A 23,161-nucleotide genomic window follows, 5' to 3' on the forward strand; every position below is an offset into this window, starting at 1 on the left:
TCTGGACAGTCCGGATCTCAGGACTGCTCGACGAGCGACGCGATCTCGGGGCGGTTCTTCGAGATCCCGGCCGCGTCGGCGGTGGCGCGGGTGATCCGGCCGTCCCGGAGAAACTCCAGGAACAGCGGGTTGAACAGATCTGGGCGGTCGGTCTGCCCCTGGTGACCGCACTCTTCCGGGTAGAAGAACTGGATGTTCGGCAGGACCTTCTCCTGCTCATAACCCCACTCGACGGGGGTGAGCACGTCCTCGGTGCCATAGAGGTAGACACCGGGGATGGTCAGCCGGTCAAGGCGGCCCCGGGTGGTGAGCCTCGCGGCGATGTTCTGGTCCTGCCACGGGATACGCCGGCCGTACTGCAACACGCTCGGCCAGAGCCGGGCGTGCGCCTCACGGTGCCGTTCCGCGGCGGCGTGGCGCATCTTCAGCAGGTCGTCGCTGATCGCCGCCTCGCGGTGGATGATCGCCCCCATGAGGGCGCGCATGCCCTCCTCGGTACCGTCGTACTTGGGGATCGCGACCTTCGCCGGGGGCTTGACGGCGTCATCGGGCACCACATCGCCGACGTCGCCGGCGATCAGCGCGAAGCTGACGACTTTCTCCGGGTGCGCGACCAGGTAGTTGACCGTGTTCATGCACCCCATCGAGTTTCCCGCGAGGTGGAACCGGTCGAGGCAGAGCGCTTGGACGAACTCGTGGACGAAGTCGACGTGGCTCTCCAGGCCGGTGGGCCGGTGCTCCTCTCGGGTGTCGGACAGCCCGAAACCCGGCATGTCGGGACAGTAGACCCGAAATCCATTCTCGCCGAGGAACGGCGCCATGAACCGCCAGCCCGCGGTGCCGGAGGAGCCCGGCAGACCTCCGTGCAGCAGGACCACGGCAGGACCGGTGGTGCCGGAGGTCATGTAGTGCGCCCGTGCGCCACTGGCCAGCCGTACCCAGCGGCTGTGCATGCCGGGAACCTCGATGATGCCTTCCTCTGTCAGTGCCATCTCGTTGTCTCCTCTCGGTTGCCCGTCGCGTGATCCGCCGCCTCGCAGGGGGTGGGAACACGCGTGCGACATGGTGGGGCGCCGCCGATCGCCGGTCGGCGAGGCGATGCGGGTCGGTGTCAGAAGGGCGCGTCGAGCGCGTCGAGCGGTGTGCGCGCCATGACGGCGCGGCGTAACCTCATCAGCAGCCGGGGGTCGTCGACGACGACGGCCGCCACGACCGTGCCGTCCTCGTCGGCGTAGACCGCCGCGGCCTGGTGGTCGTCGGCGGCGGTACGCACCCGCACCGCTCGTCCGAGGCCGGGTCGGCCGACGATCTGGATCCGATGGCCGTACTGGTCGGACCAGACGTACGGCGGCCGCACACGGGGCGCGGGGGCACCGGTGACCGCCGCCGCGACGATCTCGGCGTGCTCGTTGGCGTTGGTCCAGTGTTCGATGCGCATCTCGACGCCGTACATCGGGTGCGGCCACCGGGCGACGTCACCGGCGGCGTAGACGCCGTCGAAGCCACGGACCCGCAGCCGCTCGTCGCAGACGACGCCGTCGTCGACGGGCAGCCCCGATGTGGCGAGCCAGCCGGTGGCCGGGGTCGCGCCGACGCCGACGACGACGAGGTCGGCCGGCAGGGTCCGGCCGTCGGCGAGGGTCACCCCGGTCACCCGGCCGGTGCCCTCGAAGCGTTCGACCTGCGTTCCGGTCAGCAGGGTGACGCCGTTGGCCTCGTGCAGGCCGCCCAGCAGCGCCCCGACCCGCGCGCCGAGCAGATGGGCGAGCGGCACGGGCTGAGCCTCGACGACGGTCACGTCGGCGCCGTGCGACCTCGCCGCGGAGGCGAACTCGGCCCCGATGAATCCGGCACCGATCGCCACCACGTGCCGGGCCGCGGGCAGCGCGGCGCGCACGGCGAGGGCGTCCTCGACGGTGCGCATGGTGTGCACGCCGATCAGTCCCTCGGCACCGGGCAGCGTTCGCGGGGAGACACCGGTGGCGATCACCAGGATGTCGTAGCCCAGTTCCTCGCCGGTGTCGGTGACGACGACGCGGGCCACCGGATCAAGCGCCACCGCGCGTACCCCGACGCGCAGGTCGACGCCGAGGGCGTCGAGTTCCTCGGCGCCGAGCAGGGGCACCGGGGCGCCGTCGGTCTCCGGCAGGATCATGTCCTTGGATACGGGGGGCTTGTCGTACGGAAGGTACGGTTCGGCCCCCACGATGGTGACGGGGTCGGCGAATCCGGACTTGCGAAGGCTCTGTGCGGTTCGCACTCCGGCGATCGACGCCCCGACGATCAGGATTCCCATGGCGGACATCGTCGTGCAGGGCACGATGGCCGGGAAGTGCCGGTGCCAGTCACCGGAACCCTCAGCACTGGACGTAGACCTTGCCGTCCTCGACCTGGACCTCGTAGGTCTTCAGGCCGATGGTCGCGGGCAGGCACAGCGCCGCACCGGTACGGATGTCGAAGCGGGCCATGTGCAGCGGGCAGACGATCTCGGCGCCTTCGAGGTCGGAGTCCTCGCCGAGCGACCATCTGTCGTGCGTGCAGACGTCGTGGGTGGCGTAGAACTCGCCGTCCTCGGTGCGGTAGATCGCGATGGGCTCCTCCCCCGCGCCTTTCCACGTCATGGACGTCCCCGGCTCCAGGTCATCGACACCACAGGCCAAGCGCCACTCCATCAGTCCCCCTTGTCGCCGCTCACGGTCTACTACGCCGCCGATTGTCGGGCACCACGGGTGCCGACTCCGACAGCGTGTCCCGGCAACCGGAACATCCGTGCCGAAGAACCCCGTCCTGGGCTGCTTCAGTAGTCGCGGGGGAACCAGTGTGAGTGACCGTTGGCCAGACCCATGCGGCAGGCCGCGGCGATCCGGGCGGTGGTCTGCCGCAACGCGCCCTCGACCTTGAAGTCGAGCCGGGTGGCCGAGTCGTAGGCGACCGATACGGCGGCGACGGCGGCGTCCTGGACGATGACGGGAACGGCCATGCAGGCGACACCGGCCTGCGACTCGTTCGATTCGTGCGCGCTCTTCTCGGCTCGGATCTTACGGAGCTCGACGAGCAGTTCGTCGATCGTGGCGACCGACGCGGGCGTCAGCCGCGGCAGCGGCGTGGGAAGGAACGCCTCGAGATCCTCGAAGTTCTCCCACGCGAGCATCGCCTTACCGATCGCGGTGCAGTTCGCGGGGAGTCGCGCGCCGACCCGGGAAACGGTGACCGGCGAGTTCGCGGACGCGAACTTCTCCAGATAGACGACGTCGAACTGGCGCAGCACGGCGAGGTGCACGGTCAGCCCGGTCCACCGGTGCAGTGCCGCGAGGAACGGCATCGCCTTGTCCCGCATGCTGCCGGCCGGCGTGATCACACCCATCTCGAAGAGACCAAGGCCGATCTTGTAGCCGCGCCGGTGCTGCTCGATGGCGCCCAGGTCGATGAGGCGGGCGATGATGCGGTGCACCGTGGATTTCGGCAATCCGGCCGCACGCGCGAGTTCACTCAAGGTCATTACTCGGTCGTCGGCGCTGAAAGCCCGGAGAATATCGAATGCCTTGGTGAGAATGGAAGGGGAATCCCCATCGACGGGATCCACCGATTCGAATTCCGCCATCGGCACCCCCGTCGAGCTTGATCCGGCCTGGTAGAGCTACGCCGAGACCCTTTTTCCACAAAATCCCGCATTGTTTCCTACATGTTTCGTGGAGGATAACACAGTCACAGCGGATCTTGCGGAGAGTGTGACGCACGTTACCCGGCCCCGGAGAGATTCCGGTGGTTGGAACAAATCTCCGCAACCGATTTCCGGATGCCCTAACATGCCCGGATGTAAATGGATCAATCAGCAGTGCGACCCTCGGGAGCCGAACCGTCTCCCGGCGACGACCATCGCCTGCTCGCGCCCGCAGCGGAGGAGGCACCATGGGGCAGGAACGCCGGCCTACTGTCGACGTCCACGCGCACTTCCTCCCGGGGCACCTGCCGGGCTGGCCGGGCGAGACCGCGGGACCCCCGTGGCCACGCCTTCGGACCGGCGACACCGAAGGTCAGATCCTGATCGGCGACTCGCTCTTCCGGCGCGTACGCCCCAGCCTCTGGGACGTCACCGAACGCCTGCGCGAACTCGACGAGGCCGGCATCGACCACCAGGTCATCTCCCCCGTACCTGTCACCCTCGTCTACGACGCCGAGCCGGAACCCGCGGCCCGTTACGCCCGCGCCCTCAACGAGGCCCTCGCCCGGACCGCCGGGGCCTCCGGCGGGCGGCTCACCGCCTGGGGCACCGTACCGTTGCAGGATCCCGCCGCCGCCGTCAGGGAACTCGAACACCTCTCCGGCACGCTCGGACTGACCGGTGTCGAGATCGGCACCACCGTCAACGGCCTCGAACTCGACGATGAGGCGCTGACCCCCTTCTTCGCTGCGGCCGAAGCCACCGACACCATCGTGTTCGTCCACCCGATGGACGGCGGCGGCGGCGCCATCCGCCGACGCGGTCAGCCCTACGACTTCGGCCTCGGCATGCTCACCGACACGGCGATGGCCGCCGGAGCGCTCATCTTCGGCGGGGTCATGCAGCGCTTCCCCAGGCTGCGGGTGATGCTCTCGCACGGTGGCGGCACCCTGCCCTGGGCCTGGCCCCGGCTGGCCAGGGGCGCCCGCCTCGGCGACGTCGACCACACCATCGACCTGGCCGCCACCATCCGCCGGTTCTGGGTCGACTCGCTCACCTTCGATCCCGGGCACCTGCGTCTGATCATCGACCGGTTCGGTGCCGACCGGGTCATGACCGGCACCGACCACCCGTTCATCACCCGCCAGATCCATACCGCGACCGAAGACATCGAGACGGCCCGTCGCGACGGGACCATCACCGACGACGAGTCAGGCGCGCTGCGCTCGGCGAACGCGGTGGCCCTGCTCACCGGGCGGAGCGGTGATCGCCTCAACAGCGGACTCGACAGTGGAGAAGAAACACGATGACGCGCGATGACGTGACCGTGGTCGGCGGTGGCCCGATCGGGCTGCTCGCCGCACTCGGCCTGGCACAGGCCGGCATCCCCGTGACCGTCCTGGAAGCCGCGAGCAACGTCGTCCGAGCCCCCCGTGCGATGATCATCCACTGGTCGGTCCTCGACGGCCTCGACCGGCTGGGCATCCTCGACGACGTACTGAGCGCCGGCCTCGTCCAGGACTCCTGGTCACTGCGGATCACCGCCACCGGCGAGACGTTCCGGTTCGACCTCGGGGTCCTCGGCGACGAGGTGAACCGGCCCTTCAACCTGCACCTGGAACAGGACCGGCTGGCCGAGATCCTGCTCAGGCATGCCACCAAGCTGCCCAATGTCACCGTGCACTGGGGCAGCCGGGCCACCGAGGTGACCCTCGACGAGCACGGCGCCACCATCGTCGCGGGCGGCCCCGAGGGGAATCTGCGACACCGCACCTCCTGGGTCATCGGGGCGGACGGCGCCCACAGTGTCGTCCGGCGCGGCATGGGCCTCGGCTTCCCCGGCATGACCTGGCCGGAAAGCTTCGTCGCCACCAACATCACCTACGACTTCGCAGGCCTCGGTGTCCAGCGCTGCACCGGCATGATCGACCCGGTCGACGGCGCGCTCGTCGCCGAGATCGACGGTGAGGGCCTGTGGCGCTACACCTACGCCGAATCGCTGCGCCTGCCCGTGGAGGAGATCGCGCAGCGGATTCCCGCGGCACTGAAACGGGCACTGCCCGGCGGTGACGACATCGAGGTGCACGCCTGGTCGGCGTTCCGTATGCACGAACGGGTCGCCGACCGCTTCCGCGTCGGCCGGGGCATACTGGTGGGCGATGCCGCCCACGTCACCAACCCGTCGTCGGCGGTCGGCTTCGCCGGCGGGTTCTTCGACGTGTGGACGCTGATCGAGACGTTGACCCGGGTGATCATCGACGCCGACGACCCGGCCGTGCTGGACCGCTACTCACAGCTGCGCCGCCAGGCGTTCACCGAGCACGCCTCACCGCTGTCGTCGGAGTTCAAGCAGTTCGTTTTCAACATGGACGATCCACGACGGCTCGACCGGGAGGCGCAACGGTTCCGGCGCGTCGTCGGCGATCGGGACCTGCTGCGCCGCTTCCTGAAGGCCGGCTATGACACGAAGACCCCGACGTTGAGGAACTGACCGGCGCGACAACGCGAATCGGCCGGTTCCCCAGGGCGGGGAACCGGCCGATTCGCGTCGCGCCGGGTCAGCCCCGAGCCTTCTTGGCGAAATCCTTGGCCACGATGACGCGCTGGATCTGACCCGTGCCCTCGAAGATGTCCAGGATCTTCAGGTCGCGGTACCACTTCTCCAGCAGCAGTTCGGTGCTGGTGCCCTCCGGCCCGAGCAGCTGCATGCAGCGCCGCACCACCCGCTCGGACGTGGGCGGGCCGAACGCCTTCGCCATCGACGCCTCGACGCGGTTCTGCAGGTCGTGCTGCCGCATCCACTGGGCGTACCGGTTCAGGTGCCGGTTACGCGTGAGGGCCGCGGCCATGCCCTCCAGCTCTCGCTGGATCAGCGACCAGCGGTCGGCGCGGAACCCCAGCCGCTGCTCGTGCAGCAGCTCACCGGTCAGGTCGAGGGCGGCCTGCGCCACCGTCGTCGACAAGGCCGAGACGTTGGGCCGGTTCTGGTTCAGCACCGACAGCGCACTGAGGCGGGCGCCACCGGCGCCGTTCGCGCCGGCCGACGGGTCGTGGCCGAGCCGGTTCCCCAACGGCACGACGCAGTCCTCCAATCCGATCTGGGTGGTCTCCCACGCCCGCAGACCCAGCTTGTCCTCGTTCTCCTTGAGGATCACCAGGCCGGGGGTGCCCCTTTCGATGACGAACGCCTCGGCCGAGGCGATGCCCTTCTCGGGATCGGTGACGGCGAACGCCACCACGTACTCGGCGGACGCGGCGTGGCTGCAGAAGATCTTCGAACCGTTGATGACCCACGAGTCGCCGTCACGGACGGCCCGGGTCACCAGCCCACTGGTGTCGGAGCCCGCGCCCGGCTCGGAGAGACCGAACCCGGTGACGCCGCCACCGCGCACCACCGGCTCGTACCAGCGGTCGATCTGTTCCGGCGTGCCGAGCAGGCTGACGACGACGTGGCCGATACCGCCGCTCACGTAGCTCTGCGCCCACGTGTCGCCGTAGTTGAGGCCCTCGTACTGGGCCATCACCCGCATCAGCTCACCGTCGGGGAACTTCGGCAGGTCGTTGTCACGGCCTTTGGCGACGTGCTTACTGATCTTCACCGGGCAGGTCTCGAAGATCTCCCGGTAGTTCGCGGGCGGCCGATGGTCGGTGTCGGCCTGGCGCGCGTGCGGCCGGATCCGGGCCACCGACCATTCCTTGAGCTCGCGCTCGTAGCGCTGCAGCTCCGGGCTGAATTCAAAGGCGAGCGTCACTGTGGTTACCTCTCAGACCGCGGGCGCGAAGCTCGCGAAATACGGGTCGGCGTCCAGGGTCGACAGCAGCGCGGCGGCGCGGTACCACAGCTCCGTCGGGTGGTCGGTGAGGAATCCGTGGCCACCGAGCACCTGGATGGCGTTGCGGGTCGCCTCGGTCGCCGCGGCGTGCGTCTCGTTGACGATCCGGCCGACGTCGGCGAGTGCCTTCTCGCGCCCCTGGTCAAGCCCGTTCGCCACCGACAGCAGGCCCAGCCGGGCCGCGTCGAGCCGCATCTGGTCGTCGACGAGGGTGAAGGAGATTCCCTGGAAGTCGAAGATCGGCCTGCCGAACGCGATGCGCTCCGTCGCGTACTTCGTGGCGTACTCCCGGGCCCGGTTCGCGCCACCGAGCGCCACCGCCGGCGCCAGCAGCCGAGTCCGGGCGACGGCGAACGCGAGTGACCGCGCGTCGGCGTCCACGCCGCCGAGCAGGTCGTCCGCCGCGACGAGCACATCCAGGTGGACCCTGGACAGTCGCGCCGCGCTCAGCGCGATGTGCGAGGTGCCGGAGACACGCTTCGTGTCGACGCCCTCCCGGTCGAGGCCGACGACGGCGGCGCGCAGACCGCCTCGCGGATCCACCCCGACGACGAGCAGTTCGGTGACGCCGTCGAGCAGCGCCACCGCGTACTTGGTGCCGCGCACCCGCCAGCCGTCGCCTTCGGCGGTGATGGTGGTGCCGTACTCCTCGGGCGGCAGGCCGTGGCGCTCGTAGAGGGCCGGGGCGGGCGCCGGACGCGCCCCGTCCGCGACCCCGGCGAGCCAGCGGTTCCGCTGCTCCCCGGTACCGGCGGCGTCGATGATCAACGTGGAGCCACCGGCCAGGACGGCGGTACCCACGATGCCCGGGTCGCCGTAGGCGAGGTTCTCGACGGCGCGCAGCTGCGTGACCGCGTTCGGAGTGCCGCCGAGATGCTCGGCCACCGGGGCGGTGAAGCCGAAGTCGCGCAGCCGGCGCCAGAGCCCCTCCGCGATGACGCCGGTCCTGTCCACCTCACGTGCCGCCTGGTCCACGGGGCCGAGTGCCAGCCGACGCGCCGTCTCGGCGATGAGCTGGTCCTCGGTGGACGAGGAAAGAACAAACATGGAGCACCTTTCTTCAAGCGGAGACCGGCCGACGGCTGCTCACCGCGCGTTCGGCAGGACCTTCTCGGTGAACAGCTTCAAACCGGCGTTCACCACCTCGCGGTCGCCGTCGCGGGCGCCCATCAGCACCACCACCCGGTCGAGTCCGGCGGCCTTGAGCGCCTGGAGGCGGTCGACACACGCCTGTGGTGGCCCGGCCACGGCGAAGCGGTCGATGAACTCGGGCTCCAGCACCGTGCCGTGCCCGCTGACACTGCTCGCGTGGTGGATCCGGTCATACGCCTCGGCGGCCCGCCGGTACTGCTCCTGGAGCGCGGGATCCTCGGTGGCGAACCGCGCGGTGGCGGAGAAGCGGGCGATGGTCAGCACCGCGCCGGCCAGCATCGAACGGGCCGCTTCGACGTCGTAGCCGGTCATCACGTTGATGTAGGCGCCGAAGGTGAGGTCGGCGGGATCCTTGCCCGCCTCGGCGCGGCTCTGCCGGGCCCAGGCGATCGCGGCGGCGATCCGCTCCGGGTCGGCGCCGAGGGCGAACATGATGCCGTCGGCCTCACGAGCGGCCATCGCGATGGCCTTGGGGCCGCTGGCGGCCACGTCGACACGCACCGGCGGCAGCGTCGACCTGCCGATCCACTCCGAGCGGCTCTCGAAGCCGTCGAGGTCGACGATCTCGTCGCGCAGGTAACCGCGCACCTGACGCACATACGTACCGAAGTCAGCGAGCTTCGCGGGCTTGCGGTTGATGTAGGTCAGCGACGAGTCACCTCGGCCGATGCCGAGCACGGCCCGGCCACCGGAGGCCTCGTGCACCGACTGCACGGCCGCCGCCATCACCGACGGGTGACGGGTCACCGGGTTGGAGATACCCGGGGCCACCAGCAGCCGTTCGGTGGCCTCCGCGGCCAGCGCCATGCCGACGAACACGTCGCCGGTGAGGCACTGGGTGTCACCGAAGGCCAGACCGTCCCAGCCCGCGTCCTCGGCTCGTTTGGCCATCCGGCCGGTACGACCTGGAATGGGAAAATTGACCTGCCAGATCTCCATCGCAACGCCCTTGCTCTTTCGGCGCACGCAAAAACATGCACGGCACGGGCCTGCCGGGAGTGCCGATACGGCGTTTCCGGCGGCCGGACTGGTGACTCGAATGCAAAAACTAGTCGCCGACATGGCGGGAACTGTGTTTCTGTTCCAACGACTGGAACGGAGGTGCCTGTCGCGCTTCCGGCCAGATGGCACGCTATTTTCTGAATCGCACGGCGCCGGTTGCCGCCGGACGGAACTCGGCGACGCCGACGGGATGCCGACGGGATTCAGGCCCCGGGCGACAGTAGGGTGTCAGCGTGGATCTCCGGCTCATAGAGTATTTCATCGCCGTCGTCGATCACGGTGGGGTCACTCGGGCCGCGCAGGCGCTCTACATCGCGCAACCGTCGCTGTCACAGGCGATCCGCACCCTGGAACGCCGGCTCGGCGTGCAGCTGTTCGACCGGACCGGACGGCAACTGCGGCTGACCGACGAGGGAGAGGCGTTCACGGTGTCGGCGCGCCGGATCCTCGCCGATGTGGTCCGGGCCCGGCAGCGGGTGGCGGCGGTGCGGGAGTTGCGCAGCGGACGCCTCGACATGGCCGCGCTCTCCACCCTCGCCGTCGAACCGCTGCCCCGGCTGGTCAGCGCGTTCAACCGGGAGCATCCCGGAGTGCTGGTCAGCGTCAGCGACCCGGGCAGTCCGGCCGGGGTGGTGTCCATGGTCCGCCAGGGAGGCGTCGAGCTGGGACTCTCCGAACTGCCGGTGCGCAGCGACACGCTGCGGTCCATGGAGCTGTTCACCCAGGAGATCTGCCTGGTGCTGCCGCCCGCACTGGCACAGCGGCTGCCCGATCCGGTGCCGGTGGCCCGCATCGCCGAGATCCCGCTCGTCCTGGAGGGGTCGGCGGGGCCCAACCGGACTGCGGCACACGCCGTACCGGCCGGGGTGACGTTGCAGGTCGCGGTGGAGTGCGTCCACCGGCAGGCCATCTGGGCGCTGGTGGCCAACGGCGCCGGGGCGACCCTGCTGCCGCGCCAGGTGGCCGAACAGGAGGTCACCGGAGTCGTGGTGCGCTCGACGACGCCGCGTCTGGAGCGTCCGGTGGGCCTGGTGTTCCGGCCGGGAGCGCTGTCACCCGCCGCGCAGGCGTTCATCGACTGTGTGCGGCGGCTGTATCCGCCACCTGCTCCCGTACCAGCTCGATGAAGGCCCGTCCGACCGGCGACAGCGCCTCCGGGTCGAACAGCAGCCCGTAGGGGCGACTGAAACAGGGGTCGACCGCCCGGACCACCGCCCCACGGGCGGCGGCGGCTTCGGCCGTGGATCGTTCCATGAAGGTTCCGCCGAGCCCGGCCAGCACGAACGCGAGCCGAGCCTCCCGGTGCGCGATGATCGCGGCGGGCCGGCGCAACCGCCCCGCCGCGGTCACCGCGCGTTCGATCTCGGTCGCCCAGGAGCTGCCCGGCGGCACGACGATCAGGGGTACGTCGGGCAACTGGGCCCTCGGCAGCGGATCGGCCCGCGACACCTCGGTGCCGGGCGGGAAGACCGCCCAGAACTCCTGCACACCCAGCGGCAAGGTGTCCAACCCACCGGTCGCCGTGGGCAGATAGCAGACGACGATCTCGCAGTGCCCGTCGACGATCAGCGATGCGGCGGCCTCCTCGTCCTGCAGGTCACCGATGCGGATGTGCACCTGGGGACTACGTTCCCGGAACCGGCCGATCAGTTCGGCGAGCGACCCGGCCGACAAGGTGGCGTACGCGACGATGTCGAGCCGCCCGCGCAGCCGGCCCGCCGCGTCGACCACAGAGCTCTCGGCCGCGACGACGTCGCGCAGGATCTGCCGGGCAGGGCCGACCAGGGAGTGCCCTGCCGAGGTCAGCACCATGCCCCGGCCGATGCGGTGGAACAGTTCGGTGCCCAGCTCGCGTTCGAGGCCGCGGATCGACTGGGAGATCGTCGGCTGGGACAGGTGCAGACTCTCCGCGGCGGCGTTGATGCCCTGATGGTCGACGACCGCGAGGAAGTACTCAAGGTTGTGCAGGTCCACTCCGAGAACCCTACTGTCCGGCACGCGCCCCACCACGGTGAGCCGGCACGTCAGCGGGGTGCCATCCGGATGGCACCGTCGAGGCGGATGGTCTCCCCGTTGAGGTAGCCGTTCTCCAGGATGGTGGCGGCGAGCTGCCCGAACTCGTCGGTGCGCCCCAGCCGGGCCGGGTTCGGCACGGTGGCCTCCAGCGACTTCTTGACGTCGTCGCGCAACCGGGCCAGCAGCGGCGTGTCCATGATGCCCGGGGCGATGGTGCAGACCCGGATAGCGCGGCCGGCCAGGTCGCGGGCGGCGACGATGGTCATGCCGACGATGCCGGCCTTCGACGCGGTGTAGGGGATCTGGCCGATCTGACCTTCGAACGCCGCCACCGAGGCGGTCATCACGATCGCGCCGCGTTCACCGTCGACGAGCTCCTGGCGGGCGATGCGCTCCGCGCCAAGGCGCAACGCGTTGAACGAGCCGATCAGGTTGAGCCTGATCGTCCATTCGAAGTCCTCCAGGCTGCCGGGGCGGCCCTCCCTGTCGATGACACGCACCTTGCGGGAGGCCCCGGCGCAGTGCACGAGCCCGCGCAGCCCGCCGCGCGCGTCGGCGACGTCGAGGGCGGCGGCGAACGACTCCGGGTCGGTCACGTCGCCCGGCGCGAAGTGCGCCCGCTCCCCCAGCTCCTTGGCGACGGCGGCCCCGTCGGAGGTGGGCAGGTCGATGACGGTGACCGTCCCGCCGGCGGCGATCAGCCGGCGGGCGGTGGCCAGGCCGAGGCCGGACGCCCCCCCGGTGACGGCCGTGTTGAGTCCATCGAGATTCATTGTCTTCCCCTTGTGACCGTCAGAGCCCGAACGACTTCGCGATGATCGTCTTGAGTACCTCGGTGGTGCCGCCGTAGATGCGGGTGACCCGGGCGTCGGCGTAGAGCCGGGCGATCGGGTACTCGCGCATGTAGCCGTATCCGCCGTGCAGCTGAAGGCAGCGGTCGACGACACGGGACTGCATCTCGGTGCAGAAGATCTTGATCTTGGCGGCGTCGACGGGGCCGAGCTCGCCCGCCTCGTGCTCCGCCAGGCCCTTCTCCAGCAGTGCCCGGCCCGCCTCGATCTCCACCGCGCACGACGCGAGCTCGAACTTCGTGTTCTGGAACGACGCCACCGGCACACCGAACGCCTTGCGGTTCGCCACGTACTCCAGCGCCGCCGCCAAAGCCGCCTCCGCCGCGCCCTGCGCGGCGACGGCGATACCGAGACGCTCCTGCGGCAGGTTGCCGGTCAGGTAGCCGAAGGCCCCGCCCTCCTCACCGAGCAGGTTCGCCGCCGGCACCCGGACGTCGTCGAAGAACAACTCGGCGGTGTCCTGCGTGCGCAGACCCACCTTGTCGAGGTTGCGGCCCCGGGTGAAGCCCGCCATCTCCTTCTCGACCACCAGCAGCGACAACCCGTCGCGACGTCCGCCGCCCTGGCCGGTGCGTGCCACCACCACGACCAGATCGGCGTGGATACCGCCGGTGATGAACGTCTTCACCCCGTTGAGCACCCAGTGCTCACCGTCGAGCCGCGCGGTGGTGGCGATACCGGCCAGGTCCGAACCCGTTCCCGGCTCGGTCATCGCGATCGCCGTCATCAGCTCGCCGGACGCCATGCCGGGCAGCCAGCGCCGCCTCTGCTCCTCGTTCGCGTACGACAGGAAGTACGGCAGCACGACGTTCATGTGCACGGCCAGGCCGCCCAGGTTCACGTACGCGCGCTGGGTCTCCTCCATCCAGACCGCCGAGAACAGGAAGCTGTCCTGCCCGCCCCCGCCGTACTCCTCCGGGATCTGGACACCGAGCACGCCCAGCTCACCCAGCCTGCGGAAGATGCCCCTGGGAACGATCTTCGCCTCATCCCAGTCGAGATAGTGCGGCACGACCTCCCGGTTGAGGAACTCACGCGCCGTCGCGCGAAACGCCTCGTGATCGGGGCCGTACAGGGTGCTCTTCATCGTCTCGTCTCTTCCAGCGCCGTCTACAGCAGTTCGAGGATCGTGGCATTCGCCAGGCCGCCGGCCTCGCACATCGTCTGCAGGCCGTAACGGATGCCGTTGTCACGCATGTGGTGCACCATCCGGGTCATCAGCACCCCGCCGGAGGCGCCCAGCGGGTGCCCGACCGCGATCGCCCCGCCCAGCGGGTTCAGCCGCTCGGTCCTCGCCCCGGTCTCGGCCTGCCAGGCCAGCGGCACCGGCGCGAACGCCTCGTTGACCTCGAAGACGCCGATGTCGTCAATGCTCAGGCCCGCCCGGCGCAGCGCCTTCGCGGTCGCCTCGATCGGCGCGGTCAGCATCATCACCGGGTCGTCGCCGGCCAGCGCCACCGTGTGGATCCGGGCGATCGGCCGCAGACCTCGCGCCGCCGCCAGCTCACCGGTGGTGATCAGCAACGCCGCCGCCGCGTCGGAGATCTGCGACGAGTTACCGGCGGTGATCACACCGTCCTCGCGGAACACGGTGCGCAGCCCGGACAGCACCTCGGTGGTGCTGCCCCGGCGCACCCCCTCGTCGGCGGTGAGCAGCCCGTTCACCGAAACGAGCTGCGCGTCGAGGGCTCCCGCGTCGATCGCCGTCGCGGCCAGCCGGTGCGAACGCACCGAGTATTCGTCGAGCCGGGCGCGCGACAGCTTCCACTTCCGGGCCACCAGCTCCGCGCCGATGCCCTGGTTGAAACCGCCGACGCCGTAGCGTTCCAGCACCGACTCCGGGTACTGCTGCCCGTCTTGCACGTTGGAGCCCATCGGTACCCGGCTCATCGACTCGACGCCACCGGCGATCGCGATGTCGTAGTGCCCGGCGATCACCGACGCCGCCGCGAAGTGCACGGCCTGCTGTCCCGAGCCGCAGCGCCGGTCGACGGTGGTGCCCGGGATCGACTCGGGCCATCCGGCGCTGAGCACCGACACCCGCCCGATGTTGCCGGACTGCTCGCTCACCTGCGTCACGCAGCCCCACACCACGTCGTCGATCTCGGTGGGGTCAAGGCCGTTGCGCTCGGCGATCGCACGCAGCACGCACGCCGACAGATCACCCGGATGCAGGCCGACCAGAGCACCGTTGCGCTTACCGACCGGCGTACGGGCCGCGTCGACGATCACCGCGTCTCTCATGGTTCTTCCCTTACGGTCGTGGCCTCGCGGCGGTCGACGGTGTGGTGCGACTCGTCACTCATCTCACTCATCGGCGAGGAACGTCTCTCGCACCTCGCTGCGCCGCAGCTTGCCGGCACCGTTGCGGGGCAGCTCCCCCCGGAACTCGAAAGCCTTGGGCACCTTGTATCCGGCCAGCACGGCTCGGCAGTGCTCGGTGAGCTCCTCTGCGAGCGCGTCGCCGGCCCGCGTACCGGGCTCGGGCTGTACGACGGCGACGACCCGCTGCCCCCAGTCGGGGTCGGGCACGCCGATGACCGCGACGTCGGCGACGGCCGGGTGGGTGATCAGCGCCACCTCGATCTCGGCGGGGTAGACGTTCACCCCGCCGGAGAGGATCAGGTCGACGCGCCGGTCGACGATGTACAGCCAGCCGTCGGCGTCCAGGTAACCCAGATCACCGGCGGAGAAGAACCCGTCACGCATCGCCGAGGCGGTCTTGTCCGGATCGTTGTGGTACTCGAACGGCACCGGCGGCATGAAGTACACGTTGCCGATCTCTCCGGTGGGCAACTCGACGCCGTCGGCGTCCAGGATCCGCAGCCGCATTCCCGGCAGGGGATGTCCCACGCTCCCCGGCTTGCTCAGCCACTCCTCGGAGTTCAGCGCGGCCGCCGACCCCTCGGTGGTGCCGTAGAACTCACAGACGACCGGCCCGAACCAGGCGATCGCGGCCCGCTTGACCTCCGGCGGGCACGACGCGCCGGAGAGCACCATGGCACGCATACTGGACACGTCGTAGCGAGCGCGGACCTCCTCGGGCAACCGCAGCAGCCGATGCACGACCGTCGGCACGGTGAACGTCACCGACACCCGATGCCGCTCGACGAGGGCGAGGATCTTCTCCGGACGAGGGCGCTCGGCGACCACGACGGTGTGCCCGAACTGCAGGGCCATGAACGAGAACGTGCCCGGTCCCGCGTGGTACAGCGGGCCGGCCGCCAGGTGCACCTCACGGCCGGGACGGATCCCGAGGCGCCCCATGAATCCGATGGTGAACGCCGACACGGCGGGCGCCCTCCCCGACAACCCCTTGCGGACGCCCTTGGGGCGGCCGGTGGTGCCGGAGGTGTAGCCCATGTACTCACCGGCGATCGGATCTTCCAGCGGCGCCGTCGAATACCGGGCCAGCAGTGCCTCGTAGTCGACCCAGCCGGGAGCACCGCCGACGGAGATGCACCGCCGCGGATCCAGGTCCACCTCGGCGAGGGCCGGCGCGACGACGTCGATCAGTGACGCGTCGAGGACGACGGCACCGGCGCCGCTGTCCCGCAGGATGTATGCGATCTCCGCCGCGGTGAAGTGGTGGCTGACCGGGGTGAAGTAAAGCCCGACCTGGAAGGTGGCCAGCCGCAACTCGTAGTACGCACGCCGGTTGGGCAGCATCGCCACAACACACTCTCCGGGCCGCAGGCCGCTCTCCCGCAGTGCCCGGGACAGCTGGTTGACCCGCCGCGCCAGCTCGCCGAAGGTCATCGACGTGCCGTCGGTGTCGATGACGGCGACACGATCCGGATCGGCGGCGGCGACGGCGGCGAAACCGACGGGGGCGGCTGCGGTGCTGCTCGACATGCCTGACACTTCCCTTCCGCCGAAGGCGCACAGACCTTGACGTCTCTCCAGCCGACCATCCTCGACAGCAGTTCACGGCACGAGCCACCGGAACGTCAAAGAGCAACCGTCGAACATTCGGATAGGCGCCGCCTATGGCGTCGAAGAACGCGGACGTATTCGGCGCTCTCATAGGTCGCTCCTATCCGAATGTTTGCGAGAACGTCTTTGTCACCCGGATAAACGGTGTGCTGTAGTCGGCGGCGACGCGCTTTGAGGATCCTCACGCGTTTTTCACGAAAAAACTGCCACCGATCAGGGAGGCACGGTGCTCGGCAATCTTGTCCCTCCGGCTCTGGAGGAGACGTCAGAGATGACGGCTCTCCGCCTTGAGGTTCGAAGTTTCCTCCGAGAGATCGCTCAGAAAGGCGTTTTCACCCCCGGGGTGGACACCTGGCTCACCGGCTGGGACGAGGACTTCAGCCGAACGCTGGCCGCCCACGGCTGGATCGGCATGACCATCCCTACCGAGTACGGCGGCCGGGGCCGCACCCATCTGGAACGGTTCGTCGTCACCGAGGAGCTGCTCGCCGCGGGCGCCCCGGTCGCGGCGCACTGGATCGCCGACCGGCAGATCGCGCCGTCACTGCTCGCGTTCGGTACCGAGGAACAAAAACAGCGCTACCTTCCGAAGATCGCCGCCGGCGAGGCGTACTTCGGGATCGGGATGAGCGAACCCGACTCGGGCTCGGACCTGGCCAGCGTACGAACCAGGGCGGTCAGGGTCGACGGCGGCTGGCAGATCACCGGCAACAAGGTGTGGACATCGAACGCGCACCGCTCACACGCCTTCTTCGTACTGGCCCGCTCCGCCCCGCAGGACCCGAAGAACCGTCACCAGGGGTTGAGCCAGTTCATCGTCGACCTGCGTTCGCCGGGTGTCGACATCCGGCCGATCGTGTCGATGGGCGGTTCACACCACTTCAACGAGGTCTTCCTCCAAGACGTGCTGGTCCCCGACGAGTCGGTGCTCGGCACCATCGGCGAGGGCTGGAAGCAGGTCAACCACGAACTCGGCTTCGAACGCAGTGGCCCGGAGCGACTGCTCTCGACCTACCAGCTGTTCACCGAGGTCATCGACGGGATGCGTGACGGCTCACTACGCCGCGACGCGAACCTGGGACGGCTCTTCGCCCGGCTCACCGGGTTGCACCGCATGTCGCTGGCGGTGGCGGGCGCCCTGCAACGGGACGAGCCCGCGGACACGGCGGCGGCGCTGGTGAAACTACTCGGCACGACGACCGAGGGCGACCTGGCGGAGTTCGCCGACCTGATCTCGGACGACACACTGGGCGCCGAACGCTACGAGCGACTACTGCGCGAGAGCCTGATCCAACGGCCCGGTTTCACACTGCGCGGCGGCACGAACGAGGTACTGCGCGGCGTGATCGCCCGCGGATTGGGGATGCGCTGATGTCCGGCCACGACAACGCCGAACTACTCGACATGATGCGGCAGGTCTTCAAGGATCACACGCGGACCGCCGGCGCACGGACCACCGAGCGCACCTTCAACACCGAGCTGTGGAACACCCTGGAATCGCTGGGCCTGACCCGGCTGACCGGCCGCGAGTCCGACTCCGGCAGCGGCGCGGGCTGGCCGGAGGCGGCGGCGCTGCTCGCCACCGCCGCCGAACACGCCGCGACGGTGCCGCTGGCCGAACACGATCTGCTGGCCGGCTGGCTGCTGGAGACGGCCGGGCTCCCCGTCGACAACGCTCTGCGCTCGGCGTGCGTGCTGAACGCCGACGGGACGGCCACCGCCGTGCCATGGGCTCGCCACGTGCGGTCGCTGGTGGTGCTCTGGTCCGACGGCGGCACCTGGTACGCCGCGGACGTGGCACTTGCCGAGGTCTCCCTGCGTCCCGGGCACAACCTCGCCGGGGAACCCCGCGACCATGTCACGGTGGCCACGGACCGGCTCGCCGGGGTTCCGATCGCCGACGAGGTCGTCGCCGAGTTCCGGCTGCGAGGAGCACTCGCACGTACGGTACAGATGTGCGGCGCGATGGAGAAGATCCTCGAACTGTGCGTCGAGCACACCACGCAACGGGTGCAGTTCGGACGCCCGCTGGCGAAACTGCAGGCGGTGCAGCAGCTCGTCAGCGATCTCGCCGCGGAGACGTCGCTGGCACGGGCGGCGACCGACGCCGCCGTGCGGGTCGCGACGAAGTCGCTGCTGACCGACGAGGCCCTATTCGCGGTGGCCGTGGCGCGCTCCTGCGTCGGGCACGCGGCGTCGGTGGTGGTGCGCAACTCCCACCAGGTGCACGGGGCGATCGGCACGACCGCGGAACACGACCTGCACCTGTTCACCACCCGGCTTCTGGCATGGCGCTCCGAGTTCGGGGCGGTACGTCACTGGGACGACTGGCTGACCGATGCCGCCCTCACCGGCGGCACCGGCGGCACGTGGGCGCTGCTGACCGCTGTCGCGGATTAGGCGGCACACGGTGTCCACGGCGAAACTGCACGGCACGGCACGCCCCCGGGGCTCCTACCGGCTGATGTTCGACGCGCGCTACGGAGTGTACTTCTGGACCAACACGTGCGCCGCGACCGGACTGTGGATCTTCAGTATCGTCACCGCGATCCTGGCGTACGAACTGACCGACTCCGCCTCCGTCGTCGCCCTGGTGGTCGTGGCACAGAACGTCCCGCAGATCTTCTCACTGCTGAGCGGCAAACTCGCCGACCGCCGGCATCTCGGCCGGCTCATCGCGCTGGGCCGGCTGGTGTCGGCGGTCGGGCCGCTGACGATGGCGATCTGGCTGTGGGCGTTCGATCCGGTCGGCAGCGTCGAGGGCACCGTCTTGATGTGCGTCTCGGCGGCGCTGATGGGCTTCGGTCTGGTGCTCGTCGGCCCGGCCAGTCAGACGATGATCCCGCTGCTGATCCGCCCCGGCGAGATGCCGGCGGCGATGGCGTTGAGTAGCGTGCCGATGACGTTGTCCCGGGCGATCGGGCCGGCGGCGGGCGCGTTCCTGGCCCTGCATCTTGGACCGGTGGCGGCACTGCTGGTGGCCGCGGCGGGATACCTCATCCACGCTGTCGCGGTCCTGACACTGCAGGTGCGGCGGGCCACCACGCCCGTCGGGACCGATATCGACGACCTGTCGGTGACCGCGTCGCTGCGCTATGTCCGCGACCATGCGCCGCTGCCGGCGTTGCTGCTGGCGGTGGCGGCGATCGGGGTCGCCGCGGAACCGTCGGTGACCCTGTCCCCGACGATCGCCGCCGACCTCGGTGGCGGCTCCGCACTGGCGGGCTGGCTGACGTCCGGCTTCGGCATCGGCGCCTGCGTGGGTTTCCTGCTGTTCGGGGTGATCCGCCGCTGGGTCAGCATGCAACGTCTCACCGGTGCCAGCATGCTGCTGATGGCGGTGGGGCTGCTCGCGCTCGCGGTCGCCTGGATCCCGCCGGTGGCGCTGGGTGCGTTCGGACTCAGCGGCATCGGCATGACCCTCGCCTTCATCTGCGTCACGACGCTGATCCAGGAAAAAGCGTCGGACTCGGTCCGGGGCCGGGTGATGGCGCTGTGGTTCCTCGCCTTCCTCGGTGTACGCCCGATAGCCACCACCGCCACCGGGGTACTCGCCGACACGGCGGGACTGCCGACGTCACTGATCGTGGCCGCCGTCGTCATCGCAGGCGCCGCCTACCTGTGCCGACCGGCGGTGCTCGGCCCGGACTCCTCCCCGGCCACCTGATCCGGTCCTCGTACACCGGCGCAGCGCAGGCGGCTCCGGCGTGCCGCCGTGATCACGCGGACGTTACCGCGGCTCGCCCGGGTTGAGCACGCCCGCCTCGATCAGTTCGGCGATGCGCTCCTCGCTGTAGCCGCTGCCGCGCAACAGATCAGGACCGTCGCCCCCCAAGGGGCGCAGTTCCAGCGTCGGATCGGCCGGGGTGTCACTGAACCGGACCGGCGGGCGCGGCGAACGCACCTCACCACCGACCGGATGTGTCCACTGACGCAGCAGACCGACCTGCTCGACGTGTTCGTTGCGCACCACCTGAGAGGTCTCCAACACCGGCCCACAGGGCACCCCCGCGTCGTTCATGCGCTTGATGAAGTCCTCCTTGGGAAACTTCAGCGCCTCCTCGCGGACAATCGTTTCGAGCGCGTCGAGATTCTCGCGCTTGATCATTTCGCTCTGCGTGGCGAACCGCGGGTCGGTGCGCAGGTCGGACCGGTTGACGGCGTCGAGCAGACCGAGCCGCTGCTTCAGGGCGATGGCCATGTAGACGACGAAGCCGTCGGCGACCTCGGTGAGCCGCAGCGTCTTGACCCCCATCCGGCCGGCCTCGAAGTCGCCGACGAACGTTTGGTCCGCCATGCCCTCGGGCCACAGGAAGTAGACGGCCGAGTCGAGCATCGGAATCTCCAGCCGCTGCCCCAGACCGGTGCGCTCGCGCGCGTAGAGCGCCGCGCTGATGGCGTTGGCGGCGAACAGCGAAGTGATCTTGTCGACGATCATGTTGTGGATGACGTCCGGCGGCCCGCCGGCGGCCGGCCGCTGCAGGGCGATCATGCCGGCCAGACCCTGGATCACCGGATCGAACGCGGGCATGTCCCGGTACGGGCCGCTCTCCCCGAAGCCGGTGATCTCGGCGACGACGACCCGCGGGTTGCGAGCGTGGATCGCCTCGTAGTCCAGGCCCATCGCCGTCAGCACACCCGGCCGGAAGTTCGCGACCACCGCGTCCGAATCGGCGATCAGCGTGAGTGCGGCCTCGCGCCCCTCGGGCGAACGAAGATCCAGGGCGATGGACTTCTTACCCCGGTTCGTGTTGATGAAGAAGGCCTCCACACCGTTACGGCTCGGCTGCCCGATCCGGCGGTCGAAGCTGCCGTTGACATCCTCGATCTTGATGACTTCCGCGCCGAGGTCGCCCAGTATGAGAGCTCCGAACGGCGCCGACGCGACCCGGCCGAGGTCGATGACCCTGACGCCTTCCAAAGGACCTGACATATGTGACTGTTCCCTTCCCTCCGTACCGACGCCGCCCGGTGGACCGGTCTTCCTTTCCAGCTTGGTGGTATGTCACCGCATGGTCAGGAATCGGTGAAGTCCGAAGGCCCGCGCCCGACGAACGCGCGAGCGCCTTTCTTCGCGTTCCGGCCGGCCCGCACGATCGACGAGCGCCGACACCGCGTCGCCGGCCGTCACGTCCGGACACTAATGTGGCTGTCCGCACCGCACTCCTCACAGTTCCGACAGTTGGAACACCTCCGGTGTTCTTCACCGGACCGCGCCCTTTACAATGTAGATTCATAATCTGTGATCGCGAGATCCGGCACCTTCCGAACGGCGAGCCCGGGGCGCCGGCCAGGAGTGACGGAAAACGCTTCCGCAGCCATCGGCCGGGGTTCCCCCGGTGTGACAGGATCTATCACAGTGCCTCAGGTCGGCGTGGCGATCCTGTCCCGCCGTCGTGACGCACCACGTTGGCAAGCCCTCAGTCGTCAGGATTCCCACGATGCTGAAAGCCGGTCGCTCCCAGGAGGAGATTCGCCGGCACAACCTTGGCGTTCTGCTCCGGCACGTCCACCTGGGCGGCCCGCTCTCCCGCACGGCACTGGCCGACCGGATGGGCCTGAACCGCAGCACGATCATGGGACTGACCGCGGACCTCACCTCGGCGGGCCTGGTCCGCGAAGAGCTCCCCAAGGACACCGGCAAGGCGGGCCGGCCGTCGCTGCTGGTCCGCCCGGAGTCCGGCCGGTTCCACGTGATGGCCTTCGACGTGCGCGTGGACCGGCTGGTCGCCGCCAGGGTCGGGCTGGGCGGAACGATCCTGGACCGCAGGGAGGCGGTCCGGCCCCGCGCCGGCGCCGACCTCGACGACGTGGTCGGCACCCTCGCCGCCTTCGCCCACGAGATGGACCGCGAGGCACCCTCGGACTCGGTGTGCGTCGGGGTCGGCGCCGCCTACTGCGGCATGATCAGGCCCGGTGACGGGATGGTGCGTTTCGGGCCGAACATGGGCTGGGTGGACCAGGCCTTCGGCACCGAACTCGGGCTCAGGCTGGGACTCGGGCTCCCGGTGGCGGTCGGCAACGAGGCCCACCTGGGCGCGCTGGCCGAGCTCGAACGCGGGGTGGGCGTCGGCTTCCAGAACCTGGTCTACCTGCACGGGGACGTCGGCGTGGGCGGCGGGATCATCGTCGGCGGCAAGCTGCTCGACGGCGACGGCGGGTACGGCTGCGAGCTCGGGCACATGATGGTGAACCCGTACAACGGACGGCCCTGCGGGTGCGGCTCGCGCGGCTGCCTTGAGGCGGAGGTCGGCGAGCAGGCCCTGATCGACGCCGCCGGCCGCTCCTCCGAGCTCACCGGCCGCGAGGGCGTACGGGCCGTGGTGGAGGCCGCCGACCGAGGGGACCCCGCGGCCACGGAGGCGCTGCTCCGGATCGGCGACTGGCTCGGCATCGGGGTGGCGAACCTGATCAACCTCTTCAACCCCGGCCTGGTGATCTTCGGCGGGATGTTGCGCGAGGTCTACCCGGGCGCGGCGGCCCAGGTGCACAGGCGGGTGGAGGCGAACGTGCTGGTGATCTCCCGGGAGAGGGTGCGGCTGCGCGTCTCGGCTCTCGGGGACGACGCCACCCTGGTCGGCGCGGCCGAACTCGCCTTCTCCGAGCTCCTCGCCAACCCCCTGGAGGTGCTCGCCACAAGGACCGGCCGGACCGAGACGGAGGCGGCGCCCCCCACGCCGCGGTGACCGGCCTCGCTCCGGGGTGCCGGA

20 protein-coding genes are annotated in these 23,161 nt (G+C 69.7%); 7 read left to right on the top strand and 13 right to left on the bottom strand.

Annotated features, from left to right (window positions below; all coding sequences use genetic code 11):
- Positions 1-17: 17 nt before the first annotated feature.
- The 4 genes from AB0B90_RS08805 to AB0B90_RS08820 all read right to left on the bottom strand — a co-directional run bounded on the left by AB0B90_RS08805 (position 18) and on the right by AB0B90_RS08820 (position 3,601).
- Positions 18-992 (bottom strand): alpha/beta hydrolase, encoded by a 975-nt coding sequence (locus AB0B90_RS08805; RefSeq protein WP_362921735.1) that lies wholly within the window; start codon positions 990-992, stop codon positions 18-20.
- Between the two features lie 119 nt (positions 993-1,111).
- A complete protein-coding gene (locus AB0B90_RS08810) occupies positions 1,112-2,296 on the bottom strand; it encodes an FAD-dependent oxidoreductase (RefSeq protein WP_362921737.1) in 1,185 nt (394 codons plus the stop codon).
- A gap of 61 nt (positions 2,297-2,357) precedes the next feature.
- Positions 2,358-2,672: a non-heme iron oxygenase ferredoxin subunit gene (locus AB0B90_RS08815; RefSeq protein WP_362902913.1), complete on the bottom strand. Its 315-nt coding sequence runs from the start codon at positions 2,670-2,672 to the stop codon at positions 2,358-2,360.
- Positions 2,673-2,797: 125 nt separating this feature from the next.
- Positions 2,798-3,601, bottom strand: coding sequence for an IclR family transcriptional regulator (locus AB0B90_RS08820; RefSeq protein WP_362921739.1), 804 nt, complete (start codon positions 3,599-3,601; stop codon positions 2,798-2,800).
- 308 nt (positions 3,602-3,909) lie between these two features.
- Here AB0B90_RS08820 and AB0B90_RS08825 point away from each other — a divergent pair, with 308 nt between their 5' ends.
- Both AB0B90_RS08825 and AB0B90_RS08830 read left to right on the top strand, forming a co-directional pair.
- Positions 3,910-4,971 (top strand): amidohydrolase family protein, encoded by a 1,062-nt coding sequence (locus AB0B90_RS08825; RefSeq protein WP_362921741.1) that lies wholly within the window; start codon positions 3,910-3,912, stop codon positions 4,969-4,971.
- A complete protein-coding gene (locus AB0B90_RS08830) occupies positions 4,968-6,152 on the top strand; it encodes an NAD(P)/FAD-dependent oxidoreductase (RefSeq protein WP_362921743.1) in 1,185 nt (394 codons plus the stop codon). The genes AB0B90_RS08825 and AB0B90_RS08830 overlap by 4 nt, the downstream gene beginning before the upstream one ends.
- Positions 6,153-6,219: 67 nt before the next feature.
- On the opposite strand, the gene AB0B90_RS08835 is transcribed toward AB0B90_RS08830, so the two are convergent.
- The 3 genes from AB0B90_RS08835 to AB0B90_RS08845 are packed head-to-tail and all read right to left on the bottom strand — an operon-like array spanning position 6,220 to position 9,585.
- Positions 6,220-7,413, bottom strand: coding sequence for an acyl-CoA dehydrogenase family protein (locus AB0B90_RS08835; RefSeq protein WP_350948795.1), 1,194 nt, complete (start codon positions 7,411-7,413; stop codon positions 6,220-6,222).
- A 12-nt stretch (positions 7,414-7,425) separates the two neighbouring features.
- Positions 7,426-8,541 carry an acyl-CoA dehydrogenase family protein gene (locus tag AB0B90_RS08840; RefSeq protein WP_350948796.1) on the bottom strand — a complete coding sequence of 372 codons (1,116 nt, stop codon included), beginning with the start codon at positions 8,539-8,541 and terminating at the stop codon, positions 7,426-7,428.
- A 39-nt stretch (positions 8,542-8,580) separates the two neighbouring features.
- Positions 8,581-9,585, bottom strand: a complete 1,005-nt coding sequence (locus AB0B90_RS08845) for an LLM class flavin-dependent oxidoreductase (protein ID WP_362921746.1) — start codon at positions 9,583-9,585, stop codon at positions 8,581-8,583.
- A 296-nt stretch (positions 9,586-9,881) separates the two neighbouring features.
- Here AB0B90_RS08845 and AB0B90_RS08850 point away from each other — a divergent pair, with 296 nt between their 5' ends.
- Complete coding sequence (locus AB0B90_RS08850; protein WP_350948798.1) at positions 9,882-10,775, top strand: LysR substrate-binding domain-containing protein; 894 nt, start codon at positions 9,882-9,884, stop codon at positions 10,773-10,775.
- Here AB0B90_RS08850 and AB0B90_RS08855 read toward each other — a convergent pair.
- From AB0B90_RS08855 to AB0B90_RS08875, 5 genes are all read right to left on the bottom strand, one after another.
- The gene (locus AB0B90_RS08855; protein ID WP_350948799.1) at positions 10,720-11,646 is read right to left on the bottom strand and encodes a LysR family transcriptional regulator; all 927 of its coding nucleotides are present in this window, start codon (positions 11,644-11,646) and stop codon (positions 10,720-10,722) included. The genes AB0B90_RS08850 and AB0B90_RS08855 overlap by 56 nt on opposite strands.
- A 26-nt stretch (positions 11,647-11,672) precedes the next feature.
- On the bottom strand, positions 11,673-12,437 hold the full coding sequence (locus AB0B90_RS08860) for an SDR family NAD(P)-dependent oxidoreductase (protein WP_350948800.1): 765 nt from the start codon (positions 12,435-12,437) through the stop codon (positions 11,673-11,675).
- A gap of 19 nt (positions 12,438-12,456) precedes the next feature.
- Complete coding sequence (locus tag AB0B90_RS08865) at positions 12,457-13,602, bottom strand: acyl-CoA dehydrogenase family protein (RefSeq protein WP_350948801.1); 1,146 nt, start codon at positions 13,600-13,602, stop codon at positions 12,457-12,459.
- Between the two features lie 23 nt (positions 13,603-13,625).
- On the bottom strand, positions 13,626-14,759 hold the full coding sequence (locus AB0B90_RS08870; RefSeq protein WP_350948802.1) for an acetyl-CoA C-acyltransferase: 1,134 nt from the start codon (positions 14,757-14,759) through the stop codon (positions 13,626-13,628).
- A 63-nt stretch (positions 14,760-14,822) separates the two neighbouring features.
- Positions 14,823-16,370 carry an AMP-binding protein gene (locus AB0B90_RS08875; RefSeq protein WP_362921750.1) on the bottom strand — a complete coding sequence of 516 codons (1,548 nt, stop codon included), beginning with the start codon at positions 16,368-16,370 and terminating at the stop codon, positions 14,823-14,825.
- 352 nt (positions 16,371-16,722) lie between these two features.
- Between AB0B90_RS08875 and AB0B90_RS08880 the strand changes: the two genes are divergently transcribed.
- The 3 genes from AB0B90_RS08880 to AB0B90_RS08890 are packed head-to-tail and all read left to right on the top strand — an operon-like array spanning position 16,723 to position 20,118.
- The gene (locus AB0B90_RS08880; protein WP_350948805.1) at positions 16,723-17,823 is read left to right on the top strand and encodes an acyl-CoA dehydrogenase family protein; all 1,101 of its coding nucleotides are present in this window, start codon (positions 16,723-16,725) and stop codon (positions 17,821-17,823) included.
- A complete protein-coding gene (locus AB0B90_RS08885) occupies positions 17,823-18,851 on the top strand; it encodes an acyl-CoA dehydrogenase family protein (protein ID WP_350948806.1) in 1,029 nt (342 codons plus the stop codon). The genes AB0B90_RS08880 and AB0B90_RS08885 overlap by 1 nt, the downstream gene beginning before the upstream one ends.
- A gap of 10 nt (positions 18,852-18,861) precedes the next feature.
- The gene (locus AB0B90_RS08890; RefSeq protein WP_362921753.1) at positions 18,862-20,118 is read left to right on the top strand and encodes an MFS transporter; all 1,257 of its coding nucleotides are present in this window, start codon (positions 18,862-18,864) and stop codon (positions 20,116-20,118) included.
- A gap of 63 nt (positions 20,119-20,181) precedes the next feature.
- Here the strand turns inward: AB0B90_RS08890 and AB0B90_RS08895 are convergent, their stop codons facing one another.
- Entirely contained in the window at positions 20,182-21,384 is a 1,203-nt protein-coding gene (locus AB0B90_RS08895) for a CoA transferase (protein ID WP_350948808.1), read from the bottom strand.
- A gap of 508 nt (positions 21,385-21,892) precedes the next feature.
- On the opposite strand from AB0B90_RS08895, the gene AB0B90_RS08900 reads away from it, so the two are divergent.
- Positions 21,893-23,137, top strand: coding sequence for an ROK family transcriptional regulator (locus AB0B90_RS08900; RefSeq protein WP_362921755.1), 1,245 nt, complete (start codon positions 21,893-21,895; stop codon positions 23,135-23,137).
- Positions 23,138-23,161 lie beyond the last annotated feature (24 nt).

The organism is Streptosporangium sp. NPDC049078 (assembly GCF_040648855.1).
GTDB lineage: Bacteria > Actinomycetota > Actinomycetes > Streptosporangiales > Streptosporangiaceae > Streptosporangium.

What these genes read in the sequence shown, in the direction of transcription:
- AB0B90_RS08810 (WP_362921737.1), bottom strand. Translation starts at nt 2,296, where the DNA reads ATGGGAATCCTGATCGTCGGGGCGTCGATCGCCGGAGTGCGAACCGCA.
- AB0B90_RS08845 (WP_362921746.1), bottom strand. Translation starts at nt 9,585, where the DNA reads ATGGAGATCTGGCAGGTCAATTTTCCCATTCCAGGTCGTACCGGCCGG.
- AB0B90_RS08820 (WP_362921739.1), bottom strand. Translation starts at nt 3,601, where the DNA reads ATGGCGGAATTCGAATCGGTGGATCCCGTCGATGGGGATTCCCCTTCC.
- AB0B90_RS08860 (WP_350948800.1), bottom strand. Translation starts at nt 12,437, where the DNA reads ATGAATCTCGATGGACTCAACACGGCCGTCACCGGGGGGGCGTCCGGC.
- AB0B90_RS08895 (WP_350948808.1), bottom strand. Translation starts at nt 21,384, where the DNA reads ATGTCAGGTCCTTTGGAAGGCGTCAGGGTCATCGACCTCGGCCGGGTC.
- AB0B90_RS08870 (WP_350948802.1), bottom strand. Translation starts at nt 14,759, where the DNA reads ATGAGAGACGCGGTGATCGTCGACGCGGCCCGTACGCCGGTCGGTAAG.
- AB0B90_RS08880 (WP_350948805.1), top strand. Translation starts at nt 16,723, where the DNA reads ATGACGGCTCTCCGCCTTGAGGTTCGAAGTTTCCTCCGAGAGATCGCT.
- AB0B90_RS08875 (WP_362921750.1), bottom strand. Translation starts at nt 16,370, where the DNA reads ATGTCGAGCAGCACCGCAGCCGCCCCCGTCGGTTTCGCCGCCGTCGCC.
- AB0B90_RS08815 (WP_362902913.1), bottom strand. Translation starts at nt 2,672, where the DNA reads ATGGAGTGGCGCTTGGCCTGTGGTGTCGATGACCTGGAGCCGGGGACG.
- AB0B90_RS08825 (WP_362921741.1), top strand. Translation starts at nt 3,910, where the DNA reads ATGGGGCAGGAACGCCGGCCTACTGTCGACGTCCACGCGCACTTCCTC.
- AB0B90_RS08885 (WP_350948806.1), top strand. Translation starts at nt 17,823, where the DNA reads ATGTCCGGCCACGACAACGCCGAACTACTCGACATGATGCGGCAGGTC.
- AB0B90_RS08805 (WP_362921735.1), bottom strand. Translation starts at nt 992, where the DNA reads ATGGCACTGACAGAGGAAGGCATCATCGAGGTTCCCGGCATGCACAGC.
- AB0B90_RS08830 (WP_362921743.1), top strand. Translation starts at nt 4,968, where the DNA reads ATGACGCGCGATGACGTGACCGTGGTCGGCGGTGGCCCGATCGGGCTG.
- AB0B90_RS08900 (WP_362921755.1), top strand. Translation starts at nt 21,893, where the DNA reads ATGCTGAAAGCCGGTCGCTCCCAGGAGGAGATTCGCCGGCACAACCTT.
- AB0B90_RS08840 (WP_350948796.1), bottom strand. Translation starts at nt 8,541, where the DNA reads ATGTTTGTTCTTTCCTCGTCCACCGAGGACCAGCTCATCGCCGAGACG.
- AB0B90_RS08865 (WP_350948801.1), bottom strand. Translation starts at nt 13,602, where the DNA reads ATGAAGAGCACCCTGTACGGCCCCGATCACGAGGCGTTTCGCGCGACG.